This window comes from Agromyces bracchium (genome assembly GCF_009709675.1).
Taxonomy (GTDB): domain Bacteria; phylum Actinomycetota; class Actinomycetes; order Actinomycetales; family Microbacteriaceae; genus Agromyces; species Agromyces bracchium.
Map to the genome: position 1 here is coordinate 25,467 of NZ_WMLB01000037.1, position 17,775 is coordinate 43,241.

At 72.8% G+C, this 17,775-nt stretch carries 20 protein-coding genes; 8 read left to right on the plus strand and 12 right to left on the minus strand.

All coding sequences use genetic code 11. The features are described from left to right. Positions 1–4 precede the first annotated feature (4 nt). The 3 genes from GJ743_RS15915 to GJ743_RS15925 all read right to left on the minus strand — a co-directional run bounded on the left by GJ743_RS15915 (position 5) and on the right by GJ743_RS15925 (position 2,323). Positions 5–397, minus strand: a complete 393-nt coding sequence (locus GJ743_RS15915; RefSeq protein ID WP_155052890.1) for a YybH family protein — start codon at positions 395–397, stop codon at positions 5–7. A 70-nt stretch (positions 398–467) separates the two neighbouring features. After that, positions 468–1,718: a glycosyltransferase gene (locus GJ743_RS15920; protein WP_155052891.1), complete on the minus strand. Its 1,251-nt coding sequence runs from the start codon at positions 1,716–1,718 to the stop codon at positions 468–470. Next, positions 1,715–2,323, minus strand: a complete 609-nt coding sequence (locus tag GJ743_RS15925) for a TetR family transcriptional regulator (protein ID WP_196217028.1) — start codon at positions 2,321–2,323, stop codon at positions 1,715–1,717. Before GJ743_RS15925 ends, GJ743_RS15920 begins: the two co-directional genes overlap by 4 nt. 91 nt (positions 2,324–2,414) lie before the next feature. Between GJ743_RS15925 and GJ743_RS15930 the strand changes: the two genes are divergently transcribed. The 6 genes from GJ743_RS15930 to GJ743_RS15955 all read left to right on the plus strand — a co-directional run bounded on the left by GJ743_RS15930 (position 2,415) and on the right by GJ743_RS15955 (position 8,932). Next, positions 2,415–3,326: a DNA-formamidopyrimidine glycosylase family protein gene (locus tag GJ743_RS15930; RefSeq protein WP_155052893.1), complete on the plus strand. Its 912-nt coding sequence runs from the start codon at positions 2,415–2,417 to the stop codon at positions 3,324–3,326. Further along, positions 3,323–3,769 carry a hypothetical protein gene (locus GJ743_RS15935; protein WP_328289271.1) on the plus strand — a complete coding sequence of 149 codons (447 nt, stop codon included), beginning with the start codon at positions 3,323–3,325 and terminating at the stop codon, positions 3,767–3,769. The genes GJ743_RS15930 and GJ743_RS15935 overlap by 4 nt, the downstream gene beginning before the upstream one ends. A gap of 170 nt (positions 3,770–3,939) precedes the next feature. Further along, positions 3,940–5,334, plus strand: coding sequence for an NAD(P)H-dependent oxidoreductase (locus GJ743_RS15940; protein ID WP_328289272.1), 1,395 nt, complete (start codon positions 3,940–3,942; stop codon positions 5,332–5,334). A 92-nt stretch (positions 5,335–5,426) separates the two neighbouring features. Continuing rightward, positions 5,427–6,173 (plus strand): FadR/GntR family transcriptional regulator, encoded by a 747-nt coding sequence (locus GJ743_RS15945; protein ID WP_328289273.1) that lies wholly within the window; start codon positions 5,427–5,429, stop codon positions 6,171–6,173. A 77-nt stretch (positions 6,174–6,250) separates the two neighbouring features. Next, positions 6,251–7,579, plus strand: coding sequence for an MFS transporter (locus tag GJ743_RS15950; RefSeq protein WP_155052894.1), 1,329 nt, complete (start codon positions 6,251–6,253; stop codon positions 7,577–7,579). A 75-nt stretch (positions 7,580–7,654) separates the two neighbouring features. Further along, positions 7,655–8,932, plus strand: coding sequence for a four-carbon acid sugar kinase family protein (locus GJ743_RS15955; RefSeq protein ID WP_155052895.1), 1,278 nt, complete (start codon positions 7,655–7,657; stop codon positions 8,930–8,932). Positions 8,933–8,938: 6 nt separating this feature from the next. Here GJ743_RS15955 and GJ743_RS15960 read toward each other — a convergent pair whose 3' ends face one another. After that, entirely contained in the window at positions 8,939–9,526 is a 588-nt protein-coding gene (locus GJ743_RS15960; protein ID WP_155052896.1) for a TetR/AcrR family transcriptional regulator, read from the minus strand. Positions 9,527–9,685: 159 nt separating this feature from the next. Here GJ743_RS15960 and GJ743_RS15965 point away from each other — a divergent pair, with 159 nt between their 5' ends. Together GJ743_RS15965 and GJ743_RS15970 are read left to right on the plus strand one after the other, a co-directional pair. Then, positions 9,686–10,738 (plus strand): 2,3-butanediol dehydrogenase, encoded by a 1,053-nt coding sequence (locus tag GJ743_RS15965; protein ID WP_155052897.1) that lies wholly within the window; start codon positions 9,686–9,688, stop codon positions 10,736–10,738. A gap of 72 nt (positions 10,739–10,810) precedes the next feature. Next, the gene (locus GJ743_RS15970) at positions 10,811–11,287 is read left to right on the plus strand and encodes a GNAT family N-acetyltransferase (protein WP_328289274.1); all 477 of its coding nucleotides are present in this window, start codon (positions 10,811–10,813) and stop codon (positions 11,285–11,287) included. Positions 11,288–11,299: 12 nt separating this feature from the next. Here GJ743_RS15970 and GJ743_RS15975 read toward each other — a convergent pair whose 3' ends face one another. From GJ743_RS15975 to GJ743_RS16010, 8 genes are all read right to left on the minus strand, one after another. Continuing rightward, positions 11,300–12,094, minus strand: coding sequence for a DUF2306 domain-containing protein (locus GJ743_RS15975; RefSeq protein WP_155052898.1), 795 nt, complete (start codon positions 12,092–12,094; stop codon positions 11,300–11,302). 89 nt (positions 12,095–12,183) lie between these two features. Continuing rightward, positions 12,184–13,137: an NAD(P)/FAD-dependent oxidoreductase gene (locus GJ743_RS15980; protein ID WP_155052899.1), complete on the minus strand. Its 954-nt coding sequence runs from the start codon at positions 13,135–13,137 to the stop codon at positions 12,184–12,186. Between the two features lie 2 nt (positions 13,138–13,139). Continuing rightward, complete coding sequence (locus GJ743_RS15985) at positions 13,140–13,964, minus strand: VOC family protein (protein ID WP_196217030.1); 825 nt, start codon at positions 13,962–13,964, stop codon at positions 13,140–13,142. Between the two features lie 109 nt (positions 13,965–14,073). After that, the gene (locus tag GJ743_RS15990) at positions 14,074–14,973 is read right to left on the minus strand and encodes a 3-methyladenine DNA glycosylase (RefSeq protein WP_328289275.1); all 900 of its coding nucleotides are present in this window, start codon (positions 14,971–14,973) and stop codon (positions 14,074–14,076) included. Between the two features lie 166 nt (positions 14,974–15,139). Beyond that, positions 15,140–15,562 carry a hypothetical protein gene (locus GJ743_RS15995; protein ID WP_155052901.1) on the minus strand — a complete coding sequence of 141 codons (423 nt, stop codon included), beginning with the start codon at positions 15,560–15,562 and terminating at the stop codon, positions 15,140–15,142. A 220-nt stretch (positions 15,563–15,782) separates the two neighbouring features. After that, positions 15,783–15,923, minus strand: coding sequence for a hypothetical protein (locus GJ743_RS16000; RefSeq protein WP_155052902.1), 141 nt, complete (start codon positions 15,921–15,923; stop codon positions 15,783–15,785). Between the two features lie 52 nt (positions 15,924–15,975). Further along, on the minus strand, positions 15,976–16,998 hold the full coding sequence (locus GJ743_RS16005) for a 1-aminocyclopropane-1-carboxylate deaminase (protein WP_155052903.1): 1,023 nt from the start codon (positions 16,996–16,998) through the stop codon (positions 15,976–15,978). Between the two features lie 11 nt (positions 16,999–17,009). After that, complete coding sequence (locus GJ743_RS16010) at positions 17,010–17,732, minus strand: GntR family transcriptional regulator (protein ID WP_155052904.1); 723 nt, start codon at positions 17,730–17,732, stop codon at positions 17,010–17,012. Between the last annotated feature and the right edge of the window lie 43 nt (positions 17,733–17,775).

A 17,775-nucleotide genomic window follows, 5' to 3' on the forward strand; every position in this document is an offset into this window, starting at 1 on the left:
GCCGCTACATCGTGTCGGCGTGCCGGTGCACGACCTTCCACTCGCCGTCCTCGCGGCGGTACACCTGCGTCGAGCGCACGGTGAAGCTGCTCGGCGAGCCGTCCTTCGTCGCCGAGATGCGCTCGTACCCGACGGTGTACGCCATGTCGCCCGCGACGTCGAACGAGATGATCTCGAAGGCGTAGTCGGTGCAGGTCGCGAAGCTCGCGGCGACGCTGTCGAACGCGTCCAGCAGCTCCGAGCGGCCGACCGCGTTGCGCCATGCACCGAGCACGCTCACGTCGTCGGAGGCCGACCACGTCGAGCGCCGTGGGCCCGCGTCGCCGTCGAACAGGGCGCGCTCGGCCCGGACGAGCGCGTTGTTGATCCAGATCAGGAATTCCTCGCGGTCGTTCATGGGTTCAGGATCCTCCCGTGCGGCGCTCGGCACAATCGCCGGGGTTGGGCGTCGGGGGCCTCCGACCGGGTCACGGATGCCGCAGCGCCGGCTTCCTCGGCCGGGCGGCGAGCCCTTCGAGAACGCCGAGCGCCTCGCCTGCGCCGTCCTCGTCGGCCATCCGGGCGGCCGCGGCATCCACCGCGGACTGGAACGCCGGTGCGGCCGCCAACGCCTCGGCGAGGCGCTCGGCGGTGAGCTTCCGCTGCGGGATCGCGGCCGGCGCGAGCCGGCGCCGGTGGAGGGTGGCCCCCCAGAACGGCTGGTCGGCGATGAACGGCACGATGATCGACACGGTGCCCGCTGCGGTCGCGGCCTGCACGGTGCCGATGCCGCCGTGGTGGATCGCCGCGACCGCGCGGGGCAGCACGGCCGCGTGATCGACCGAGCGCGTCACGAACACGTCGTCGCCACGCACGTCGTCGGGCACCGCGATGCCGCCGAGGCCGGTCGCGACGAGCAGGCGGATGCCGCGGGCCCGCGCCGCCGCGACGAGCGCGCGTCCGCGCGCGTCGGGGTCGCCCGCGGCCATCGAGCCGAAGCCGGCGTAGGCGAAGGGCCCGCCATCGAGGAAGGCGGCGAGGGCGGGGTCGAGGGCGGATGCCGAGGCATCCGGCACCGCGGCATCCGTCACCGGCGCACGCCACGCCCCCGTGAGCGCGACCGAATCGGGCCAGTCGGCCGGGCGCGGCAGGATCGCCGGGCTGATCGGCATCAGCGTCGCCGCGGGCGGCGACGTCCGGCGGGTGCGCGGTACGCCCGCCACCTCGGCCGCCTCGTCGACCTCGCGCCGGAACATGGCACCGGCCGCCGCGGCCGCGCGGTAGGTGAGCCGGTTCACCGGGCCGAGGCTGCGCGCGACGGTGCCCGCCGCAGGGAACTCGCGCGTCGGCGTCATGGCGGGCACCATCTCGACGAGCGCGTGCGGGATGCCGAGCGCGTCGGCGACGAGCGGGGCCGAGAGGACCTTCGGATGCCAGGCGATGACATCGGGCCGGAACTCGAGCGCCGCATGCACGGCGTTGACGATGACGCCGCGCATCACCGGCCGCACGACGTCGTGCAGGTTGCGCATCGCGGCCATCGGCGAGACGCCCTGCGACTCGATCAGCGCCGAGAAGTCGACCTCGAGGCTCCGCACGTCGAGCCCGGTCGTGTCGACGCCGGAGCGGTCGGGGACGGCGAGGCGCACCTCGTGGCCGGCCGCCGCGGCGCGACGCGCGAGCGCGGCGAACGGTTCCACATCGCCGCGCGAGCCCGCGGTGACGAGCAGCAGCTTCATCGTGCCTCCTCCGGAACGAGGCCGGTCGCCGTGAGCAGCCGGTCGTCGCTGACGAGCCCGTCGGAGTACAGCTCCGCGAGCGGGACGGCCAGGCGCGCGAGCGCGGCCTCGGGGTCGCCGCCCGCCCAGGCCGCCAGCCGGTCGAGCAGCAGGAACGGCGCGACGCCGAGGAGGACCAGTGCGGCGGCCTGCGCGTCCGGATCGCGGGAGGCGCGGAGCCATCCGCTCGCCGACCCGTCGTCGATCGATGCGCGCGCGACCGCGACCAGTCGGGCGAAGAGGGCATCGGATGCCGCGCCGCCGTCGCCGAGCATGCGCGCGAGGTAGGGCCCGTACGTGCCGAGCACCTCGCCGAGCACGTCCGATGCCGCCGCCGCATCCTGCTTCTCGGCGATGAACCGCGCGACGCGCGCGTCGCACTCCTCGCGGAGCGCCCGCTTGGTGCCGAAGTGGTGCGTGACGAGGGCGGTGCTGACCCCGGCGTGCGCGGCGATGTCGCGCATGGTCGCCGCGTCGTACCCGTGGGCGGCGAAGCGATCGAGGGCCGCGGCGACGATGCGCGCGCGGGCGGTGAGGTCGCCGTCGGCGACCGAGACTGTACGCATGTACAGCATTCTGACTCTTCGTACAGCTTGGCGCAAGACCGGGTGACCGAAGACCGTTGGCAGCGTCCGCGGGTCGTGCGAGGCTGACGGTATGCCGGAATCCCCGGAGGTCCAGGCCCTCGTCGACGAACTCGAGACGACGCTGCGCGGGCGAACCGTCGCGGCCGTCGACGTGGTCGAGTTCCGTGTCACCAAGACGCGCAGCCGACCGCTGACGACGCTCGTCGGCGAACGTGTGCTCGCCGTCACCCGCCACGGCAAGCTGTTCGCGGTCGAGCTCGACGGCTCCGAGTTGCTCGTCGTCTCGCTCGGGCGCCACGGGTGGGCGCGCTGGGGCGCCGGCGAGACGGATGCCGCGGGCGGTGCCGCCGACGCGGCCGATGCCGCAGCCCATGCCGACGCCGGCGAAGCCGCAGAGCCGCCGCCGCCCACCCTCGCCGCCCTCGAGTTCGACGACGGCGTCGTGCTCGAGCTGACGGATGCCGGTGGTTGGGTGTCGCTCGGGTGCTGGGTGGTCGACGAGGCGAACGAGGTCGCCGCGGTCGCCAAGCACGGACCCGACCCGGCCGATCCGGCCTTCACGCGCGCCGAGTTCGACCGAGCGGTCGCCGGGCGACGCAAGCAGCTCAAGGCGATCCTCCAGGAGCAGGAGTCGCTCGCCGGGATCGGCAACGCGTACTCCGACGAGATCCTCTTCGCGGCCCGGCTCTCGCCCGTCGTGCACGCGGCGACGCTCGCCGACGACGAGCTCGCGCGCCTGTTCGAGGCGACGGTGGGCACGATCCGCGACGCGATCGAAGCGCGCCGCGGCATCCCGATCGACCGCCTGAAGGCGGCGAAGGTCGAGGCGATGCAGGTGCACGGGCGCGCGGGTGAGCCCTGCCCGGGTGAGTGCGGCGGCGAGATCCGCGACTTCACGTTCGCGAGCACGACCGCGCAGTACTGCCCCGACTGCCAGACCGGCGGCGAGATCCTGCCGCTGAAGGCGGGGGAGACCGAGTGACGGGCGCGGGGCCGGGCGGCGAGCCCGAGTCATCCGCCCCGCCCGTCGTCGTCATCGTCGACGTCGCCAACGTGATGGGTTCACGGCCCGACGGATGGTGGCGCGACCGCGCCGGCGCCGCGACGAGACTGCTCGAGCGGATGCCGGCGCTCGTCGGTCGCGCGGTCGAGGCGCCCGACGGCGCTGACCGGCCGACCGTGGCGATCTCGCGGCTGGTCGCCGTGGTCGAGGGTGCGGCGAAGGCGGCGTCGGCGCCCGACGGCATCGACCTCCTGCCGGCGCCGGCAGACGGCGACACCGCGATCGTCGAGGAAGCGGCTCGTCTGGCCGAGGCGGGGGAGCGCGTGCTCGTCGTCACGGCCGACCGCGGCCTGCGTGCGCGTCTCGGCGACGGGGTGCAGGTCGCGGGCCCGGGCTGGTTCAACGAGCTGATCGGGCGCTGAGACGCGCGGGCGCACCCGGCGGCGCGATCACTCGCCCATCGGCCTCGTGGGCCGTCGGACTTGACATCGCGCTCGACCCTGCGTACTGTCATCGCTCAGATGGTCAGACCATCTAATGTTCTACCTTCCGACCGACCGGCCGGAGCGATCGATACAAAGGGGTAGGGTCCGTGAACCTGTTCTCGCTCATGCAGCAGCGCACCGCCGAGGCGGGGCCGATCCGAGTCGGCGTCATCGGCGCCGGCAAGTTCTCGTCGATGTTCCTGACGCAGGCCGTCGGCGCCGAGAACATCCACGTGGTCGGCGTCGCCGACATCAACGTGCCGAAGGCGAAGGACGCGCTGGCGCGCACCGGCTGGCCGGCCGAGCGCTACGCCGCGGCATCCGTCGACGAAGCCGTTCGCACCGGCGGCACCGCCGTCATCGACGATTCGACGGCCCTGATCACCCACCCGTCGGTCGAGGTCGTGCTCGAGATCACGGGCAACCCGCTCGTCGGCACGTACCACGCGGTCACCGCGATCGACCACGGCAAGCACGTGATCATGGTCAACGTCGAGGCCGACTGCATGGTCGGGCCGATCCTGCAGCGCCGCGCCCAGGCCGCCGGGGTCGTGTACTCGATGGCCTACGGCGACCAGCCCGCGCTCATCTGCGAGCTCGTCGACTGGTGCCGCACGGTCGGCTTCGACGTCGTCGCGGCCGGCAAGGGCACGAAGTACCTACCCGAGTACAACTACTCCACGCCCGACACGGTGTGGAACTACTACGGCTTCACCGACGAGCAGCTCGCGTCGGGCGACTACAACCCCAAGATGTTCAACTCGTTCCTCGACGGCACCAAGTCGGCCATCGAGATGGCCGCCGTCGCGAACGGCACGGGCCTGCTGCCCCAGGACGAGGGCCTGCTCTTCCCGGCCGCGAGCAAGGACGACCTGCCCACCGTGTTCCGCGAGCGCTCGCTCGGCGGCTCGCTCACCCGCCGCGGCACGGTCGAGATCGCCTCGAGCATGTACCGCGACGGCACCGAGGTGCCCGACAACCTGCGCTGGGGCGTGTACGTCACGTTCGAGGCCGTCACCGACTACGCCGTGCAGTGCTTCGCCGAGTACGGCGTGCACACCGACGCGACCGGCCGCTACGGCTCGCTCTACCGGCCGTACCACATGATCGGCCTCGAGCTCGGGGTCTCGATCGCGTCGGCCGTCGTCCGCGGCGAGGCCACCGGCGCCCCCACCGGGTTCCGCGGTGACGTCGTCACGACCGCCAAGCGCGACCTCCGTGCGGGCGACACGCTCGACGGCGAGGGCGGCTACACCGTGTTCGGCAAGCTCGCCCCCGCGCACGTCTCGCTCGAGCGCAGCGCGCTGCCGCTCGGCCTCGCGCACGGCGCGAAGCTCATCCGCGACGTGCCCAAGGACCAGATCGTCTCGTGGGACGACGTGGTGCTCGACGAGGCCCAGTTCGCGGTGCAGATCCGCCGCGAGCTCGAGGCCGAGTTCCGTGCCGAGCACGCCGCCGCGACCGGTGCCGCCAGCACCGCGGCCGCCGCCGCGGTGGCCTGAACCACCGTCAGACGGTCAGACCTCGGAGGCTACGATGGACGGACACGACGTCACGACCGGCCGCCTCGGCCGGCGAACGGGAGGGCATCCACGTGGTCACGGCGAGCGACGGATGGGAGCCGGTCCAGCGCATCCGGACCTACGAGCAGGTCATGTCGCAGATCGAGCAGCGCATCCTCGACGGACGGCTGAAGGCGGGCGACCGACTGCCGAGCGAACGGGAGCTCTCCCAGTCGCTCGGGGTCTCCCGGCCCTCCCTCCGCGAGGCGATGCGGGTGCTCGAGGCGCTCGGCCTGGTGGACATCAGGGTGGGCGGCGGTCCCGACGGAGGGGCGATGCTCGTGCAGAGCCCCGGCGACGGGATGGTCAACCTCCTCAAGCTGCAGATCGCGCTCGCGCACTTCAGCTGGGAGGACGTCCTCGAGACGCGGCTCATCCTCGAGACCTGGAGCGTCGAGGAGGCCGCCTACCGAGCCGATGACGACGACCACGCCGAACTCGAGGCGATCCTCGACCGCATGGACGACACGTCCATCGACTCCTCCGAGTTCAACCGCCTCGACGCCGCGTTCCACGTCCGGATCGCGGAGTCGACCGGGAACGCACTGACCGCCCACTTCATGAGCTCGCTGCGTACCGCGATCCACCGCCAGATGGTGGAGATGTACGCCGAACTCGACGACTGGCGCGAGACCGCGAAGACCGTCCGAGCCGAGCACCGCGAGATCCTCCAGCGGATCATCGATCGCGACGGGCCCGGCGCCGCCGCCGCCGTGCGAGCGCACATCACCGACTTCTACAAGATCAATCCCCGCGACGGGAGTCCCGCGCCGGCCTGAGCGCCGGTCCAGCTCCCGGAACGGAATGAGGCCACCGGCTTCACTATCAAGGGAGATATGGACCGACCATGACGACGATGACCAGCACCACGCTCCGACCGAACGAGCGGGCCCGACACGGCTCGCCCGACAAGCTGCGCACCGCGATCGGCAGCGCCGTCGGCACGACGATCGAGAACTACGACTTCCTCGCCTACGGCACCGCCGCGGCGCTCTACTTCAACGAGGTGTTCTTCCACTCGGAGGATCCCGTCGTCGGCATCCTGCTCGGCTTCGGCACCTTCGGCATCGGCTTCGCCATGCGCCCGCTCGGCGGGCTCATCGGCGGCTACCTCGGCGACAAGATCGGCCGCAAGCCCGTGCTCGTCGGCGCCCTGCTCCTCATGGGCATCTCGACCGTGCTCATCGGCGTGCTGCCGACCTACGCGCAGGTGGGCCTGCTCGCGCCCATCCTCCTCACGCTGATCCGCGTCATCCAGGGCATCGCATTCGGCGCCGAGTGGGGCGGCGCGATCCTGATGACCTTCGAGCACGCGCCGTGGAAGCAGCGCGGGCGATACACCGCGATCCCGCAGGCGGGCGTGCCGCTCGGCCTGCTGCTCGCGAACCTCGTGTTCCTCTGGTCGTCGACGCTCGACAGCGAACTCGCCTGGCGCCTGCCGTTCCTGCTCTCGGCGGTGCTCATCATCGCGGGCCTCATCATCCGCGCGAAGGTCTCCGAGAGCCCCGAGTTCGAGGACACCAAGACCCAGGGCCTCGTCGTGAAGAACCCGCTGCGCGAGGTCTTCCGCAACGACTGGCGCACCATCCTTCGCGTCATCGCCCTCCGCCTGGCGGAGTCGGGCGGCTTCTACGTCATCGTGACCTACATGCTCTCGTACCTCACGAGCGGCGACGAGCCCATCACCGACCGCGCGACCGCGCTCACGGGCCTCATCGTGGCCGCGGCCCTCGGCCTGTTCACCACGATCCTGTTCGGCTCGCTCTCCGACCGCATCGGGCGTCGCCCGGTGTACTTCTTCGGCACGATCCTGCTCATCGCGTTCGCGTTCCCGATGTTCCTCCTCGTGAACACCGGCCTGCCGTACGTGATCGTGTTCGTGTACGTCGTCGCGATGGCGATCATCCACGACTCGCTCGCCGGCACGCAGGGCGCCTGGTTCTCCGAGCTGTTCAACACGAATACCCGCTCGTCGGGCGCGTCGATCGGCTACCAGTTCTCGGCGGCGATCTCGGGCTTCATTCCGTTCATCGCGACCGCGGTCGCGGTGCCCCTCGGCTGGGGCGGCGTCGCGATCGTCTACATGGCGTGCGGCGTGCTCGGCCTCATCGGCACGCTGCTGACCAGGGAGACCTGGGGCCGCGCACAGCGCGCAGAGGTCGACGCGATCATCGCGAAGTCCTGACCGGATGCCGCGGGGCGGGCGCGCACCGTCGCGCCCGCCCCGTCGGCCCGTTCCCGCATCCCCATCGGAGGAACCATGAAGACCATCGTCCTCGACGACGACCCCACGGGCACGCAGTCCGCCACCGGCGTGACGGTGCTGCTCGACACGGATGCCGCGGTGCTCGCGGACTCGCTCGAGGCCGCGCTCGCCGGGGCCGACGCGGTGTACGTGCAGACCAACAGCCGGGCGCTGCCCGAGGAGGAAGCGGTCGCGCTCGCGCGCCGGATCCGGGACGACGCGCTCGCCGTCGCGGCCCGGCTCGGCGTCGAGGTGCGCTTCGTGCTGCGCGGCGACTCGACGCTCCGCGGGCACGTCTTCGCCGAGACCGGCGTGTTCCTCGCCGACGACGCGGTCATGCTCTTCGTGCCCGCGTTCCCCGACGGCGGCCGCACGACGCGCGACTGCGTCCACTACGTGCGCGTGGCCGGCGAAGACGTGCCCGCGCACGAGAGCGAGTACGCCGACGACCCCGTGTTCGGCTTCGGCACGGGCGTGCTCGTCGACTACGTCGCCGAGAAGTCCTCGCGGCTCGCGATCCCGGTGCACCTCGAGGAGGTCCGCGTCGGCGGCCTCGCCAGGGTGCTCGCTGCGGCCCCGGCGGGCAGCGTCGTGGTCCCCGACGCGGTGACCGACGACGACATCCGCCTGATCGCCGAGGCGACGGATGCCGCGACCCGCGGCGGCACGAGCGTCGTCGTCCGCTCGGCCTCGCCGCTCGCCGCGGCGCTCGCCGGGGTGGCGAGCGACGGTCTGCTCCCGACGCCGCTCGAGGGTGCAGGCGGCGCGGTGCTCCTCGCGTGCGGCTCGCACACCGCGGGCGCGACCGCGCAGCTCGACGCCGTCGTCGCCGACTGGGGATGGCCGGCCGTGATCGACACCGACGCCGCGCTCGTCGACCCCGTCGAGGCCGGGCGCCGCGCCGCATCGGCCGCGCGCGACCGACTCGCCGACCGCCCGCTCGCGTTCGTCACGACGGAACGGCAGCGCTCGTCGTCGCACAACACGCTCGCCCACGGCGAGCTCGTGATGACCGCGCTCACGACCGCGGTGCGCGACCTGCTGCCCGACGTGTCGGTCGTGGTCGCGAAGGGTGGCATCACGTCGGCCGAGGTCGCGCGCACGGGCATCGGCGCACGCTCGGCGGTCGTGCTCGGCCAGGTGCTGCCGGGCGTCTCCGCGTGGCGGATGACGGCGCACGACGGCCGCGAGGTGCTCTACGTCGTCGTGCCGGGCAACGTCGGCGGGCCCGACACGCTCGTGCGCGCCCTCGAAGCGGTCGGGCTGCGCCAGCCGGCCGGCGCGAGCGCCTGACGAGACTCAGTCGGCCCACCACCACGGCGCGGAGACGGCGAGCGTGCTGCGGGCGATGTCGTCGGCGTCGCCCGCGGCACCCGCCCGCAGCCAGTGCTCGATGACGCCGACCGTGCCCGCCGCGCCGTACGCGGCGTAGAGCGCGTGATGCTCGGCCCGCGACAGGTGGCCGGCGGCGATCGGCGCGACCTCGGGATGCGTGTCGAGGTACTCGGCCAGGGCCTGCTCGATCCGGCCGACGAGCATGGCCCGCACCGGCTCGGCGAGCCCGGGCGCCATGGCGTTCAGGTAGACGGCGCGATGCTCGGCGACGTGCGCGAAGAGCCGGCGCTCGCCGCGTTCGAAGCGCTCGCGCGCGCCGCCCTGGAAGGCGGCGAACTCGGCGACGGTGGCGTCGAGACGTTCGCCCAGCGCGCCGGCGAGCACGTCCGCGACGCTCGAGGCGTGCCGGTAGAACGTGTCGCGGCTGATGCCCGCGGCGCGCGCGATCGCGGCGACGGACACGTCGGCCAGCGGCATCCGCTCGACCGTCTCGAGGACGGAACGGTGCAGGGCGGCGCGCGTGCGCGCCTGTCGGGGGTCCAGCTCGATCATGTCGCCTCCTGATGTCCATTATCGGACAGGTGTCAGATAAGTGGTACCGTGGAAGGCGGATGTCCGAAGACGGACACCCGACTCGTGGTCGCACCGCGTGAATCGAACCGCGGCCGTCGCGCCCTCGAGCCACACCCCACGAGCAAGGAGTCGCACACGATGCGAGCAGTCGTCTTCCACGGCAAGGAGGACCTTCGGGTCGAGGAGATCGAGGAGCCCACCCCGGGCCCGGGCCAGGTGAAGCTGCGCAACGCGTACGCCGGCATCTGCGGATCCGACCTGCACGTCTACTACGCACCCGCCGAGGCCGGCCTCGACCTCGAGAACCCCCACCCGGTGACCGGCGCCACGCTGCCGCAGGTCATCGGCCACGAGTTCGCCGGCACCGTCGTCGAGCTCGGCGAGGGCGTCGAGGGCGTCAAGGTCGGCGACCGTGCCGCCGTCTGGCCGATCTACTACTGCGGCCAGTGCGCCGCGTGCCGCAAGGGTGCGTACAACGCCTGCCGCGCCATCGGCTTCCACGGACTGACCTCGCACGGCGGCGGCATGGCCGAGTTCACCACCGTCGACGCGTCGAAGCTCCACGTGCTGCCCGAGACCGTCGACCTCCGCCTCGGCGCGCTCGTCGAGCGGATGGCCGTCGCGTGGCACGCCGTCGAGAAGAGCGGCGCGAAGGCCGGCGCTACCGCGCTCATCGCCGGTGCAGGCCCGATCGGCATCGGCGTGTGGTTCGCTCTCAAGGGCCACGGTGTCGAGAACGTCATCGTCTCCGAGCCGAGCCCCGTCCGGCGGGCGGCCATCGAGGCGCTCGGCGCGACCGTGGTCGACCCGTCGAGCGAGGATCTCGGCGCCCGGGTCGCCGAGCTCACGAACGGCGACGGCGTGGACGTCGCGTTCGACGCGGCCGGCGTCGGCGTCGCCGTGGCATCCGCCCTCGCCAACCTCGCGCCGCTCGGCCGGCTCGTCGTCGTCGCGATCCACGAGAAGACGATGGACTTCTTCCCGACCCAGCTCGTCATGGGCGAGACGGAGGTCGTCGGCGCGCTCGGCTACCTGCCCGAGGACTTCGACGCCGTCATCGCGGCGATGGCCGACGGCCTCTACGACACCACCGGCTGGGTCGACGAGATCGGCTTCGACGCGGTCGAGGAGACGATCCACACCCTCCGCAGCGGCAAGGGCATGAAGTTCCTCGTCTCGAGCGAGGCCTGATCACGGCGGGTCCCCGTCATCGCGACGGGGACCCGTCACAGGCGGGAAACACGCGCACGGCAGAATGAACCGGTGAGCACCGCCCCCGCCCTCGACATCCGACCCGCCGACCTCGCGGACCCCCGCGTCATCCGCCTGCTCGAGGACCACCTCGACGACATGTTCGCGACCTCGCCGGCCGAGAGCGTGCACGCGCTCGACGTCTCGGGGCTCTCGGTGCCCGAGGTGACGCTCTGGACGATCGGCGAGGGCGACGACCTGCTCGGCTGCGTGGCGCTGAAGCAGCTCGATCCCGCGCACGGCGAGCTGAAGTCGATGCGAACGGATGCCGCGGCCCGCGGCCGTGGCCTGGGCGCGCGCCTGCTCGAGTACGTCCTCGCCGAGGCGAAGCGACGCGGGTACGCACGGCTCAGCCTCGAGACGGGCTCCGAGGCGTTCTTCCGCCCGGCGCGCACGCTCTACGCGAAGTACGGGTTCGTCGAGTGCCCGCCGTTCGCCGACTACGCGCTCGACCCGAACAGCGTGTTCATGACGCTCGAGCTCAGCTGACCGCGGCGACCGTCATCCCGCGAGGGGCGGGGTTGCGAGCCGGTACGACGGCAGCCCGCGCCGACGGATGAGCCACTCCGCGACGAGCAGGTTCGGCAGCCAGCAGAGGAACGGGACCGCGGCGTACGCGTTCGCGAAGGCGGCATCCGCATCGAAGCCGGCCGGGCCGGCGAACGGCACCTGCGCGAACATCAGCAGCGGCAGCCAGAGCCGAAGTGTCACGGCGGCGTAGGTGAGCGCGAAGGCGCGCATCATCCAGGCCCTGTGCGAGGGCACGTCGCCGTGACGGATGGCGCGGTAGCCGCGCCATCCGGCCAGCAGCCACAGCACGGCGAGCGCGCCGAACCCGAACGTGCCGACGAGCCCGGCCGCGCTGAACGGCGCGAGCGCGAGGCCGGCGAGGCCGGCGATGCCGATGGCGACCAGTGCGACACGACCGGTCCAGCGGTGCACGCGCGGCGCCCGGTCGCGAAGGCCCCGCCAGAACTGGAACGGGCTCGCGACGAGCGCGGTGCCGCCGGCGACGATGTGGACGTAGAACGCCACGAGCACGAACGGCGGCTGCCCCGCGTAGTGGTCGGCGAGCCCGCCGGCGCCCGACTCGGCGAGCACGGGCAGCGACGACGTCAGGTACGGCACGACCGCGAACGCCGCGATCCCGAGCGAGGAGAGCAGGATCCAGGCCCAGCCGATGCGGGTGCCGAGGCGCGTGCCTTCCGCGGGGGGCCGCCGAACCGGGCGAGTCGGGGGAGCCGGGGACGTCTCAGCTGGCGTCGTCGTCGCGTCGTGGGTCTCGGTCGTGGTCATGCCGCGACGGTATCGACGGCCGTCGTCGGCGGGCATCCGGCGAACCCCCGCATCCGGCGGAGGGGTGCCCGCCGGCGCCGGCGTCCGAATCAGCCGCGCGCGTCGAGCGCGTTCCGCACGTCCTCGTCGACGAGGTCGGCGTTGATCGCGGCGCCGGTGAGGCTCCCCGACGACATCGCCCACGGCACGGACGACTTCGCGCCCACGACGTTGCCCGCGGCGTACAGGCCGCGCACGCTCGTCCGGCCGTCCTCGTCGACCAGCACCTGGTCGACCCCGCCCTGCCGCATCGATCGGGCTCGAAGGCGTCGCAGCAGGTCGTCGTGCGGCACGGCCTTCGGCGCGACGAACACGGCGTCGGCCTCCCACTCGCTCCCGTCCTCGAGGCGGATGCCGCGGAGCCGACCGCCCCCGTCGGCGAACACCTCGATCACCCGCCGGTCCTCGACGACGATGCCCCGGGCGTCGAGCCCGGAACGTGCAGCGGGCGCGAGCACCGCGCCCTGCGTGCAGAACACCACGTCGGCCGAGAGCTGCCGCATGAGCTGCGCCTGGTGGGCGTTCGCCGCGCTCGAGGCGATCACGGCGATCCGCCGGTCGCGCACCTCCCACCCGTCGCAGTACGGGCAGAGCACGACGCCGCGACCCCACTGCTCCGCGAGACCGGGGATGTCGGGCAGCTCGTCGCGCAGGCCGGTGGCGACGAGCAGCCGGCGCGCGAGATGGCGCTCGCCGGAGTCGAGCACGACCTCGAACGAGGGGCCGCCCGGCTCACCGGCATCCGTCTCGACCTCGGCCGCGTCGGCGACCTCGCCCGACTCGACGACGACGTCGTAGCGCGTGAGCTCGGCGCGCCCGGCGGCGAGCAGGTCGAGCGGCGACGTGTGATCGCGCCCGAGCACGCCGTGCATGTGCTGTGCCGGGGCGTTCCGCGGCCGCCCGCCGTCGACGACGAGCACGCTCCGCCGCGATCGGCCGAGCATCAGCGCCGCGGAGAGGCCGGCGCTGCCCCCGCCGACGATCACGACGTCCCAGGCGGCCATGCCTACCCGGCCGTCTCGGGCGTCGCGGAGGCCGCCGACGCGGCGGGTTCGGAGGTCGCCGCCGTCGGCGACGCCACGACGAAGTACGCGCCGCTCGGATCGGAGAGACCCGCTCGTCGTCCGTCGGGCACGTCCCACGGCGGCACGACGAGCGTGCCGCCCGCGGCGACCGCGCGGGCGACGGTCGCCTCGATGTCGTCGACCTGGAAGCCGACATGCCACGACGGCGGCAGGTCGGCGCCGAGCAGTTCGGCTGCGTCGAGGATCCGCGCGAACGTGCGGCCGGCATGCCGATACACGGCGTAGCGCGGCTCGCCCTCGCCATGCTCGATGTCCCAGTGGAAGGCGTGCGCGTAGAAGCGCTCCGCCGCGTCGAAGTCGCTCGCGGCGAGCTCGAAGCGGGTCGCCGCTCCGGTCTCGTCGAACGCGTCGAAGCCGGGCAGCCCGCCCGGCTGCCAGTAGCCGACGACCGCGCCCGTCGCGTCGATCGCGAGACCCATGACGCCCATCTCGGGGATGTCGATCGGCTCGAACAGCACCGTGCCGCCGGCCTCGGCGATGCGCTCGCTCGTCGCCGCCGCGTTCCACGTCAGCAGGTAGACGCTCCAGTGCGGCGGCGACGGGTCGTCGTCGGACCGGCTGCCCGCGCCCGCGACGCGCTTGCCGTCGAGGAGGAACGTCGTGTAGCCGCCGTACCGCTCGTCCGCGCTGCGGTCGGCGGTCCAGCCGAACACGCGCGTGTAGAAGTCGATCGCCCCGTCGAGGTCGGTCGTGGTCAGGTCGACCCAGGCCGGCGCTCCCGCGACGAGGTCATCTGATCCGGGCATGCGGGCCTCCAGTCGGTGCATCGGAGCGGCGGCGCCGTCGCAGAACGTGGCGCTTCCGGATGCTAGCACCGGGGGTCGCCGATCCGACAGGCACGGGCGAGCGCGCCGCCTACGCGGGGGATCCGGGCAGCGCTGCGAGGATCTGCGCCCGAAGCGTGTTCGCGCGCTCGGCGAACCCGCGCTGCCGGCGCACGTACTCGGCCTTGCCGTCGCCCGTCTCGATGCGCACCGGCTCGCCGCCCCACGGCGCCATGTCGTACGGCGAGGCCAGCATGTCGAGGTGGCGGATGTCGCGTGCGAGCTCGAACGCGTCGAGCAGCAGGTCGCCCGGCACGAGCGGGCCGAGCTTGACCGCCCACTTGTAGACGTCCATGTTCGCGTGCAGGCAGCCGGGCTGCTCGATCTCGGGCTGCGATTCGCGCGTCGGCGCGAAGCGGTTGCGGGGCGTGGCGTCGGGCGTGAAGAACCGGTACGCGTCGATGTGCGTGCAGCGGAGCTCGTGCGCCTCGACGACCTCGTCGGTCGCGGCCTGTCCGAGCCTGAGCGGCACCGGATGGCGGTGCTCGCCCTGCCGGTAGACCATCGCCCACTCGTGCAGCCCGAAGCAGCCGAACTGCCCGGGGCGGGCGGCGGTCCTCCGCAGCATCCGCTCGACGAGGCCCAGCATCGTGCCCTTTTCGGCGCGCATCGCGTCCGCATCGACGACGAGTCCGCGCTCGGTCGCGCCGGCCGCGTACCAGCGCCACTCGGCGCGCGGGGTGCCCGCGGCATCCGCCAGTTCGATGCCCGCACCGGGGTGCCAGCGCCGGAGCAGCGACGGGGAGTACGAGTAGTACGTGAAGAGGAAGTCCTCGATCGGATGCCGCTCGCCGCGCGCCCTGCGCGACCGGTGATCGGCCGTCAGGGCGTCGGCCCGCTCGGCGTGCGCCTGCTCGCGGGCCTGCCAGTCGGCGGCGTCGAGCACGACGGCGTCGTGCGCGGCGGCGCGGGTGGGGGCGGTCGAGGTCACCCGTCGAGGATAGGCGGCGATGCTGGGCGCCCAGCCCGCCGCACGGCGCCGTGATCGTCTTCTCGTGCATGAGGATCGGCGGTTCGGCCGCAGTGGGGGCGACATGGGCCGGATTCTCATGCGTGAGGGTGTGGCTCGCGGGTGCGCGGTCTTCGTGGATACGGACTCAGCGAGTGCGGGGGCCGCGACCCACCGCGAAGCCGAGGATCGCCATCTTCAGGGCGAGGAGGAATCCACCGGCCGTCAGGGGCGTGACCTCGGGGTCGGGGTCGACGAACGACTCGCGCCAGACCCGCTCGATGGGGTACCCGATGCTCATGATCGCTCCGAGCACGCCGAGCGTGCGCGCCGCGGCCACGGGCGGCCGGCGGCCGACGAGCAGCGCGAGGCTCGCGAACGCCTGCACGATGAGCATGACGGTCGGCGCGGAGAGCTCGGTGCCCTCGACCCAGTGCCGGCGCCGCACCTCGTCGGGCGACCGGTGCGGGAAGCCCGGCACGTCGCCGCCGCGTCCCTCCGCGTACGCCTTCCGCAGTCCGAGCGCGCCGAACACGAGCTGCACGATTCCGATCGCCCCCAGGAGTCGCATGCGCACATGCTCCCATCAGCCCTGATCGCCGACAAGTGCCCGATCAGGGGGTGATCTCGTCGACGAACGCGAACGCGTCGGTCGCGATCGCGCCCCACTCGGCGTCGCGCGCGAAAGGGACGACCGCCCACTCGCGCATCGGGCGGCCGCGCATGACCATCGGCGCGAGCGCGAGCTCGCCGATGCAGCGCCCGAAAGAACGCGACCCTCCCCGACCGGGTCAGGCGTGCTCGTCGTGATGCCCGTCGTGCAGGTGCGCCGACGCGGCGTCGAAGTGGATGCCGCACCGGCGGCAGTACTCGGCCTTCAACTCCTCGTAGCGGTCGTGCGAGACGTGATGCGCATCGTCGTGTCCGGTCATGTCGCCTCCTCGACCTCCATACTCGCAGCCGACCCGGCTCGGCGACATCCGGTCAGTGGTAGCGGCCGCTGTACGCGTTGATCGCCGGCTGCCCGCCGAGGTGGGCGTAGAGCACGTTCGAGTCCTTCGGGATGTCGCCCGAGGACACCAGCGAGATGAGGCCGGCCATCGACTTGCCCTCGTAGACGGGGTCGAGGATGACTCCCTCGAGGCTGCCGGTGAGACGCATGGCCTCGTCGGTCGACTCGACCGGGATGCCGTAGAGATCGCCCGCCCAGCCCTCGAGCACGGTGATCTCGTCGTCGCGCAGGTCGCGTCCGAGGCCGATGGTCGCGGCGGTGTTCCGCGCGATGCGCGCCACCTGGTCGCGCGTCTCGTCGATCTTCGCCGACGCATCGATGCCGACCACCCGGCGCGGCCGGCCGCCGAAGTTGTGCTCGAGGTCGGCGAAGCCCGCGATCATGCCCGCGTGCGTCGACCCCGTGACCGAGCACACCACGATCGTGTCGAAGAAGACGCCGAGCGCCTCCTCCTGCGCCGCGACCTCGTGGGCCCAGTTCGCGAAGCCCAGGCCGCCGAGCGGGTGGTCGGACGCGCCGGCGGGGATCGGGTACGGCGTGCCGCCCGCGGCCTCGACATCCGCGATCGCCTGCTTCCACGAGTCGCGGAACCCGATGCTGAAGCCGGCGGGGGAGAGGCGCACGTCGGCGCCCATGAGCCGCGAGAGCAGGATGTTGCCGACCCGGTCGTTCACCGAGTCGGGCCAGTCGACCCAGTGCTCCTGCACGAGCACGGCCTTCATGCCGAGGTGCGCGGCGACCGCAGCGACCTGCCGGGTGTGGTTCGACTGCACGCCGCCGATCGAGACGAGCGTGTCAGCGCCCTTCGCGAGCGCGTCGGGCACGAGGTACTCGAGCTTGCGGGTCTTGTTGCCGCCGAAGGCGAGGCCCGAGTTCACGTCCTCGCGCTTCATCCAGACGCGGGCGCCGCCGAGGTGGGCGCTCAGGCGGTCGACGGGGTGGATCGGGCTCGGCCCGAACGTCAGCTGATGACGGGGGAAGTCGGCGAGGGCCATGGTTCTCTCCTTCAGGGGGTGCGGGTGACGGATGCCGCGGGCTCGCCCGCCGCGCCGTCGTCGACGGCCTCGTCATCGTCGTCGAGGTGCAGCAACCGGCCGAGGGTCGACCAGTTGTCGTGGGTGGCGGCGGCGGCCTCGTCGGCGAGACCGGCGGCGCAGAGTTCGATGATGCGGTCGTGGTCGGCGACCGAGCCGCGTCCGGCGAGCGAGGCGAAGCGGACCCGCTCGAGTCGGCGGAGGAGCGGCGTGACCTGTTCGAGCAGGGCGGGCAGGAGCGGGTTCGCGCTCGCCTGCACGGCGACGCCGTGGAACGCGTCGTCGGCCGCGATCGCCGCGTCGACGTCGCGCGTGGCGAGCGCCTTCGCGAAGGCGGCGTTCGCGTTGCTCATGGCCTCGAGGTCGGCCGTGGTCAGCTGCGGCACCGCCTCGCGGACGGCGAGCGCGTGCAGCGTCGCGGCGATGCGCTGCGCCGCGAGCGCGGTGCGCGTGTCGAGCGGTGCGACGACGGTCTGCTTCGCGCGGCGCGTCTGCACGAGGCCGGCGGCCTCGAGCCTGGCGATCGCCTCGCGGATGGGCGTGCGGCTGACGCCCAGCCACGCCTCGAGCTCGGGGTCGCGCAGGCGCTCGCCGGGTGCGAGCTCGCCCGAGACGATCGCGTCGCGCAGGTGCGTGTACGCGTGGTCGCGCATCGACTTCGGGCGCTCGGCCGAGGCGCGGGCGGGTAGTGGCATGCAATATATTGCAGCGGATGCCGCGGCTCGCGTCAAGCCCGGC

What these genes read in the sequence shown, in the direction of transcription:
- GJ743_RS15915 (WP_155052890.1), bottom strand. Translation starts at nt 397, where the DNA reads ATGAACGACCGCGAGGAATTCCTGATCTGGATCAACAACGCGCTCGTC.
- GJ743_RS15920 (WP_155052891.1), bottom strand. Translation starts at nt 1,718, where the DNA reads ATGAAGCTGCTGCTCGTCACCGCGGGCTCGCGCGGCGATGTGGAACCG.
- GJ743_RS15925 (WP_196217028.1), bottom strand. Translation starts at nt 2,323, where the DNA reads ATGCGTACAGTCTCGGTCGCCGACGGCGACCTCACCGCCCGCGCGCGC.
- GJ743_RS15930 (WP_155052893.1), top strand. Translation starts at nt 2,415, where the DNA reads ATGCCGGAATCCCCGGAGGTCCAGGCCCTCGTCGACGAACTCGAGACG.
- GJ743_RS15950 (WP_155052894.1), top strand. Translation starts at nt 6,251, where the DNA reads ATGACCAGCACCACGCTCCGACCGAACGAGCGGGCCCGACACGGCTCG.
- GJ743_RS15955 (WP_155052895.1), top strand. Translation starts at nt 7,655, where the DNA reads ATGAAGACCATCGTCCTCGACGACGACCCCACGGGCACGCAGTCCGCC.
- GJ743_RS15960 (WP_155052896.1), bottom strand. Translation starts at nt 9,526, where the DNA reads ATGATCGAGCTGGACCCCCGACAGGCGCGCACGCGCGCCGCCCTGCAC.
- GJ743_RS15965 (WP_155052897.1), top strand. Translation starts at nt 9,686, where the DNA reads ATGCGAGCAGTCGTCTTCCACGGCAAGGAGGACCTTCGGGTCGAGGAG.
- GJ743_RS15975 (WP_155052898.1), bottom strand. Translation starts at nt 12,094, where the DNA reads ATGACCACGACCGAGACCCACGACGCGACGACGACGCCAGCTGAGACG.
- GJ743_RS15980 (WP_155052899.1), bottom strand. Translation starts at nt 13,137, where the DNA reads ATGGCCGCCTGGGACGTCGTGATCGTCGGCGGGGGCAGCGCCGGCCTC.
- GJ743_RS15985 (WP_196217030.1), bottom strand. Translation starts at nt 13,964, where the DNA reads ATGCCCGGATCAGATGACCTCGTCGCGGGAGCGCCGGCCTGGGTCGAC.
- GJ743_RS15995 (WP_155052901.1), bottom strand. Translation starts at nt 15,562, where the DNA reads ATGCGACTCCTGGGGGCGATCGGAATCGTGCAGCTCGTGTTCGGCGCG.
- GJ743_RS16000 (WP_155052902.1), bottom strand. Translation starts at nt 15,923, where the DNA reads ATGACCGGACACGACGATGCGCATCACGTCTCGCACGACCGCTACGAG.
- GJ743_RS16005 (WP_155052903.1), bottom strand. Translation starts at nt 16,998, where the DNA reads ATGGCCCTCGCCGACTTCCCCCGTCATCAGCTGACGTTCGGGCCGAGC.
- GJ743_RS16010 (WP_155052904.1), bottom strand. Translation starts at nt 17,732, where the DNA reads ATGCCACTACCCGCCCGCGCCTCGGCCGAGCGCCCGAAGTCGATGCGC.